Genomic DNA, 7,174 nt, shown 5'->3' with positions numbered 1-7,174 from the left:
GGCGGCGATCCGGTCGAGGTGCGGCTCGGCGTCCTCGGTGAACAGGGCGGGCGGGGTCCGGGACATCGCGTTCAGGGCAGGCAGCCGCACCGGATCCTGTTCGTTGCGCAGCCGGGCCGACCCCTCCAGTACGGAGGTGACGGCCGCGGAGTCACCGGAGCGGGCGGCGTTGCGGATCAGCAACGGCCAGGCCAGCGCCCGGTCTTCGGCGGCGGGGCGGCGCGTCGCCTCGATGAGCCGCTCCCGAACCTCGGCGACGGGCAAGAAGGATTCCGCGAGCAGCACGGTGTCCCATGCCTCTCCACGCTCGCGTGCCGCCGCGGCCATCCGCCGGGCCTCCTCGGCGACGCAACTGCGGGGCAGTGCCTCAAGGATGACCGCGTCCACGGTGGCACCGCCCACGCCCCGGCCCGCGGTCGACGCCGTGTAGAAGGCGTGACGGCGAGCGGGTGGCAGCGCCCGGAGGAGCGGCGCGAGGCCACCCGACGCGGCCAGCACCCGCCCGTAGACGGCGAGTTCCTCCGCCTCGGATCTCGCCAGTCTGCGTTGCAGCGAGCTACTGCGAGCGCCGGTGCAGGAGGGGAAGCGGCCCGAGATCAGCAGCCGGAGCGCGCGTTCCGGCGCGACGGCGGCGAACGCGCCTGCCTGGTCGACGAGTTGAGCAGGGATCCGGGAGGGCCCGAGACGCTCGACCAGCTCCAGCACACGCAGCGGCTCGGCGGTCACGGTGACGACGACGACCTCCGTGTACCGCTGCCACCATGCGTCACGCAGCGACTCCGGCAGAGTTCCCAACTCCCGCTCCGCCACGTCCAGCAGGGCTCCTGGGTGCCGTCGGCCGAGGGACTTCGAGCCCTGTACGGCGTGCAGCAGCGCGGGCAGCAGTCGGGCGACCGTCTCCGGGGAGCACCCGGGCAGCAGCCGTGCCGCCTCCTCGTCGCCCCATTCCGCCCGCACCCCGTCTACGAGCCGGTCCGCCAGCGCGGTGCGCCGACCCGCGACGACAGCACGCAGCAGCTGCCGGCGTATCGCCTCGGGCGCGTCGGCCAGCGCCGACTCATAGGCGGAGTCCGGCACTTGGAGACTGTCGGCGGTGCGCAAGGCGTGCCCGCGCACGAAGGAGTCCGAATCGGCGATGCGCGCCGCGATCCACTCGGTGTCCCCGGCGACGGCCGCCGCGACGACAGCGAGCCCTCGCTCGTAGGCGCCGCGCGATTCGAGCTCGTCCAGCAGCGGACGCGTCTCCTCCAATTCCCGTGTGCGAGCGGCGAGTTCACGCATGCGCAAGGGGTACGGGAGTGGATCGAGGGCGTTCAGCAGGCTCTCGGCCTGATGCCGCGGGGTGTGGACCATGGGGTGGATTGTGCCTGTCGGGGACCGTGGTGCGCGCCGAATTGCCGATGTGGCCTGCCGCGAAGCCGAAAGCCGCCCATCGCGCCCCGACCGTCCGTCGTACGCATTTACGGTTCGCGCCCGCGGTGCAACGGTGCCCGGAGGGGGTGACACACCATGGCACAGACCCATGAGTGGATGTTCTACGAGGTCATGTGGCGCGGCTGGGCGGGCAAAAGGCAGGTTCCGTATCCCGTGCCCTGGTGGGCGCAGCAGGCCTTCCGACACTGGAGCGACGACTTCGACGCCGGTACGTACGAGTCGAAGGAGTCGGCCTTCGCGTCCAACGCCCTGTACCGCTACTGGCACATGGTCGGCGTCAAGGACCACCGGCAGGAGTCACTGATCGGGCAGGCCGGCGAGATCGAGCCGGTCTACGACAAGTACTGTCTCTCGTTCTTCCTCCACGATCCGGCGACGGGCAAGCTGCGGCTGCCCCAGCTCCCGGACGGCGGAAGCGTCGAACAGCGCATGGAGGCACCGCACTTACCGGTCGTCCTCACGACGTTCCGTACGCCGGAGGGCGTCGAGTTCGTGCAGCGCACCTTCGCCGCGCCCGTCGGCGCGCGGCAGCGGGACCTGGTCCTCTCGCGGGTGACGGTGAGCAGCCCGACCGGGCAGCCGCACGAGGGGCTGCTGTGTGCGGCGGTCATGCCCGCGGGGCCGAGCGGCTTCCAGCGGCACGACCGCAACGGCCGTCAGGTCACCGACCGGCGGCTGACCTACCTGCGTCACTTGCCGGACGAACAGCGCGTGGAGACCAACTCGGGGTGGGGGCCGGTCTTCGACACCCCGCCCGAGCAGTACGGCGTGTACGGCAACCCGGACTCCTCCTTCGATCCGGACACGTATCTGACGCACAGCCCGTTCCACGACCTGGTGACGGGCGGGAAGCTGAACGGCGCCCTGGACGCGCAGGACCAGGTGGCCGGGCTGTGCAGTGCCGTGTTCGCCTGGCCGTTCCGGGTGGCCGCGGACGAGATCTTCGAACTCGACGTACGGCTGCCGGTCGATCTGTACGCCGGAGCCGACGATCTCGCGGAGCTGAAAGGGACACCGGCAACTGAACTGGAGTCCGCCAACCGCGACTTCTGGGCGGCGAAGCTGCTGGGACAGGGACTCCAGCCTCAACTCCCCTCCCCCGTCGGCCATCTGACGGACCTCTTCCGGCAGTCGCGGTCGCAGCTGTTGATCCTCTCCGACCACGGAGAGATCCATCCGGGCCCGACGGTCTACGACTCGTTCTGGATCCGCGACTCGTCGGTGGAGGCCACGGCCTGCTCGCTGGTCGGCGATTCGGCCCTGGCCGAGCACCAGTTGGGCACGCACTACCCGCTGCGGTTCAATCGGGGCACCGGCCGGATCGGCCCCTGCGCCGAGTACGGCTTCTACGGCGGCCCGCACGAGAAGGACGACCGCGAGTGGGACAGCAACGGCCAGGCGCTGTGGGCGATAGGCCGGTTCGACCGCACCATAGGCCGACAGGCGGCGTTCGGAGCCAAGTTGTACGTCCCGTACGTGCGCGACGCGGCCCGCTGGCTCCGCGACAACCGTGACGGATACGGGCTGTTGCACAGCGGCTGGAGCGCCGAGCACCTCGGTGAACGCGACAAGCCGCACTACTGGGACGACCTCTGGGGCCTCGCCGGACTGTACGAGGCGGCGCGCCTCGCGGAGCGGATCGACGCACCGGAGGTACCCGAACTCTGGGCCGTCTTCGATAACTTGAAGCGTGCCACCGGGGACTCCGTCCGCTGGGTGCTGGCCGAGCAGCGCGCTCGTGGAGCGTGGGAGACGTACATCCCGACCGGGCCCGCCGACGTCGGGCGGCTCGACTCCACGATGATCGGCACGGCCGCCTACTTCCACCCGCTGCGCCTGCACATGGGCAGCAAGCTGGGCGACGAGGTCGACCGGGCCGCCCGCCACACCCTGGACACGATGTACGCGCACTTCGTCACCGGCGGCTATCGCCACGAGGCCGCCTGGAACGCGTACGGGCCGTATCTGACCCTGCAGTTGGCGCACGCGTACCTGCTGGCGGGCCATCCTGCCCGGATGGACGCACTGCTCGGCTGGACGGTCGGCGCGGGCTTCCCCCGAACGGCGGGCCGGGTGGCGGCACTTGGCGCATGGAACGAGCAGCACGCGTTCCCGGTCGCCTCGGACTTCACCGAAGTCCCTTACCGGCCGTGGTACATGGGCGACATCCCGCACGGCTGGGCGGCGGCCGAGTATCTGCTGCTGATCCGCGACATCCTCTTCTTCGAGGCCGACGAGGACCGCGATCCGCATCTCTGCATCGCGCCGGGCGTACGTCCGCACTGGGTGCCGGAGGGCGAAGAGGTCGTGGTGGAAGCGGCGCCCACGCTCTTCGGGGAACCGTTCGGGTACCGGCTCGCGCACGACCCGGGCGGGCGAACGGTGACCGTCGACATCACGGAGGCTCCGGACGGGGTGCGGTTCGTTTGTCCGTGCCATTTCGGCCGCGTGCGGGCGGCGTCCGCCGACGGGCGGGACCTGGAGGTGACGGGCCAGGACGTGCGGGTACCGGCCGGGACGGAGCGGTTCACGGTGACGTACGAATGACGGGCGCCGCCGTCAGTACTGCTGCTGGTGCTGCTGCTGGTCCTGCGTGCGGCGGAGACTGAGCCGCTCCTTCTCGGACAGGCCGCCCCAGACGCCGAAGCGTTCGTCGTGGTCGAGCGCGTATTCGAGGCAGGCGGAGCGTATCTCGCACAGTCCGCAGATGCGCTTCGCCTCGCGCACCGAGCTGCCCGGCTCGGGAAAGAAGAACTCGGATCCGGTCTGGGCGCACAGTGCCTGTTCCTGCCAGGAGAGGTCGGGCGCGGCAATGGTGTCGTTGTGCATGCCCAGGATCGTGCCGCGCACCGAAAAACGTTCGATCAACGCCGGATCAATGCCAAGCCCGGCACCCCACCGGGGCCCCTCCACGACGCGACCGGCCCCAGCGCGGACGCATTGATGCGCGCGGACCCTATGGTGCCGCCGGCAGCCGCCCGACCGCACGGCGGCGCGCCCGATAGGTGCGCGGGGAACTGCGCGCCAAGCCCCCAGCGCCCCGCACACCCCACAACCGCGAGCAACAACCACACTCAGGGAGCACCTCACTACCAAGGGTAACCATCACGCCATCAAGCCCAGCGGCAGCGCCCGGGCGCGATTGTCAGTGCACGGTGCCAGACTCGGCAGTGCAGGCAACGGGACCCCTCAAAGGAGGGCAACATGCTCACCACCCGTTTCGTCACCGGCGCCCCGAACTGGGTCGATCTCGGCACGAGCGACATTGACGGCGCCACATCCTTCTACAACGGCCTCTTCGGCTGGGACTTCCGGTCGGCGGGACCGGAGGCCGGCGGTTACGGCTTCTTCCAACTGGCAGGGAAGACGGCCGCCGGCGGCATGCAGACCTCTCCCGAGCAGGGCCCACCGTCCTGGAACGTGTTCTTCCAGACCCCGGACGCCGACGCCACCGCAAAGGCCGTCGAGCAGACCGGCGGCCGCGTGCTCATGGCGCCGGACGACGTCATGGAGGAGGGTCGGCTGGCCGTCTTCAGCGACAAGGCGGGCGTCTCCTTCGGCGTCTGGCAGCCGGGCCAGCTGCGCGGCATCGACGTCGCGGGCGACCCGGGCTCCCTGTGCTGGGTCGAGCTCTACACACCGGACATCGCCGCGGCGGCCGCGTTCTACAACTCCGTACTGGGCCTGGAGACCTCGGCCATGCCGTTCCCCGGCGGCACGTACACGTGCGTGAATCCCGCGGAGGGCGGCGAGGACTCCGTGTTCGGCGGGGTCGTCCCGCTGGCCGACGACCCGATAGAGCGGGAGACAGGGGCCTACTGGCTGCCGTACTTCGAAGTCACGGACACCGATGCCGTGGTCGCCAAGGCCGAGGAGTTGGGCGGCACGGTCCGCATGCCCGCCACGTCTCTGGAGGGCGTCGGCCGTATCGCCAAGCTCGCCGACCCGTACGGCGCGCGCTTCGCGGTGATCAGGAGCGAACCGCAGAGCTGACCGCACAACTGCCACAGGACTGATCACAGAACTGCCAACAGGACTGGTGACCACAGGCCAGGCAACAATGGCAACGGGCCAGGCAGCGGGGCTGACGGTGGCCGCGTCCCCTCGATCGGGACCCGGCCACCGCGCCGTCGACTTCGCCGTCAACTTCTGAACGCAAGCAGTTTTCGAGAGCGCTCTCAGTCATAACCCTTGACGCCCCAACTCCCCCTGGGAACAGTGGTGCACCGCAGGGCGCCGATCCCCCACAGGTCGGCTCGCCCCCCTACCTCCCCCCACACCCCAGGAGACTTCCGTGATCTCACGCAGAGCGTTCCTGTCCGGAGCCGCAGCCGTCGGAGCCACCGCGAGCTATCCCATCTGGGGAAGCGCTCTCAGCCCCACCGCCGAGGCGGCCCCCGCCACATGTGAACTCGCCCTCAAGAACGCCTCGTTGCCGGGCACGGTCCGCGCGTACGTCACCGGGCACGAGCAGTCGACGGGCGACTGGGTGCTGCTGCGGGCCGACGGCAGCGTCTACCGGCCCACCTCCCCCTCGGCGCCGCAGACCCCGCTGCCCGTCGACTGCGCCATCCCGCTCGGTGCCGCCGGCTCGGCCCCGAAGGTCCTGACGCTGCCTCAGATGTTCGGCGCGCGCGTCTACTTCGTCCGGGACAGCACGCTCAACTTCTTCCTCAACCCGGGCCCCGCGCTGGTGGAGCCCGCGTTCGCCACGCCCGGCGACTCGAACTACGGCAAGACCTGGTCGTTCTGCGAGTTCACGTTCAACACCCAGCAGTTGTACGCCAACATCAGCTACGTCGACCTGGTCACCGCCCTCCCGATCGGCCTCACCCTGGAGGGCGACGCCACGCACACGGTCGCGCCCCTGCCCGACGGCGCGGTCGACAGGATCGCCTCGGACCTCACGGCACAGGCGGCCAGGGACGGCCAGCCCTGGGACAAGCTGGTGATCCGCGGCGACGGCGGCTCCGTACTGCGCGTGATCTCCCCGCAGAACCTGATGGCCCCGTACTTCGACCGGCCCGCCGAGATGCCGTTCCGCGACCTCTGGAACAGCTACATCGACGAGGTGTGGGCGAAGTACCGCTCGACCGACCTGAAGATCGACCTCCAGGGCGGCCGGGGCACGCTCACCGGCCGGGTCAGCGGTGACACGCTCACCTTCGCGGGCGGCCACACCTTCGCCAAGCCCACGTCGAAGGACATCTTCACCTGCAACCACGGCCCGTTCGCCAACAACCCGGGCGACTCCGACGACAAGAAGGCCCTCCTCGCCCGCCTCGCCGCCGGCTTCAACCGCTCGATCATGCTCACCCACCCCACCCAGCCCAACGGCACGACCACCGCCGACTACTACAAGGGCTCGGCCGTCAACCACTGGTCGCGCGTCGTACACGCCAACTCGCCCATCGGCTACGCCTTCCCGTACGACGACGTACGCCCGGACGGCCAGCCCGACGTGTCGGGCGCGGCCCACGACGGCAACCCACGCCGCTTCACGGTGACGGTCGGGTCGTAGACGCGTAGGCGCTCCGCTGGAGAGCGGCAACTCATCTGCGGGTGCGTCGTGGCTGGTCGCGCAGTTCCCCGCGCCCCTAAAAGATGAAAGACAGGGGCGCAGCCCGTCTTTCAGGGGCGCGGGGAACTGCGCGAGCAACCCCCACTGGCCCGCACCCAAAACCCACCCCACCCCACGCCAACCCGCGGAGCGCTACGCGGAAGCCCGCCTCACCAATGT

At 70.2% G+C, this 7,174-nt stretch carries 4 protein-coding genes and 1 pseudogene; 3 read left to right on the top strand and 2 right to left on the bottom strand.

What is annotated here, in order from left to right:
* Positions 1-1,353 (bottom strand): annotated as a pseudogene (locus O3Q52_RS45520) (hypothetical protein); the annotation flags it as partial.
* Positions 1,354-1,509: 156 nt separating this feature from the next.
* Here O3Q52_RS45520 and O3Q52_RS45515 point away from each other — a divergent pair.
* Positions 1,510-3,981 carry a hypothetical protein gene (locus O3Q52_RS45515; RefSeq protein ID WP_269654372.1) on the top strand — a complete coding sequence of 824 codons (2,472 nt, stop codon included), beginning with the start codon at positions 1,510-1,512 and terminating at the stop codon, positions 3,979-3,981.
* Between the two features lie 12 nt (positions 3,982-3,993).
* Here O3Q52_RS45515 and O3Q52_RS45510 read toward each other — a convergent pair whose 3' ends face one another.
* Positions 3,994-4,263 carry a WhiB family transcriptional regulator gene (locus O3Q52_RS45510; protein ID WP_190227651.1) on the bottom strand — a complete coding sequence of 90 codons (270 nt, stop codon included), beginning with the start codon at positions 4,261-4,263 and terminating at the stop codon, positions 3,994-3,996.
* A 375-nt stretch (positions 4,264-4,638) separates the two neighbouring features.
* Here O3Q52_RS45510 and O3Q52_RS45505 point away from each other — a divergent pair, with 375 nt between their 5' ends.
* Together O3Q52_RS45505 and O3Q52_RS45500 are read left to right on the top strand one after the other, a co-directional pair.
* On the top strand, positions 4,639-5,427 hold the full coding sequence (locus O3Q52_RS45505) for a VOC family protein (RefSeq protein WP_269654371.1): 789 nt from the start codon (positions 4,639-4,641) through the stop codon (positions 5,425-5,427).
* Between the two features lie 301 nt (positions 5,428-5,728).
* Entirely contained in the window at positions 5,729-6,955 is a 1,227-nt protein-coding gene (locus O3Q52_RS45500; protein ID WP_269654370.1) for a glycoside hydrolase family 64 protein, read from the top strand.
* Positions 6,956-7,174 lie beyond the last annotated feature (219 nt).

It is taken from the genome of Streptomyces sp. ActVer (assembly GCF_027270795.1).
GTDB lineage: Bacteria > Actinomycetota > Actinomycetes > Streptomycetales > Streptomycetaceae > Streptomyces > Streptomyces umbrinus_A.
This window is presented reverse-complemented; position numbering and strand designations above follow the sequence as displayed.

Bases quoted from the DNA above. Each gene is read 5' to 3' on its own strand.
- O3Q52_RS45510 (WP_190227651.1), bottom strand. From the start codon at position 4,263: ATGCACAACGACACCATTGCCGCGCCCGACCTCTCCTGGCAGGAACAG.
- O3Q52_RS45505 (WP_269654371.1), top strand. From the start codon at position 4,639: ATGCTCACCACCCGTTTCGTCACCGGCGCCCCGAACTGGGTCGATCTC.
- O3Q52_RS45515 (WP_269654372.1), top strand. From the start codon at position 1,510: ATGGCACAGACCCATGAGTGGATGTTCTACGAGGTCATGTGGCGCGGC.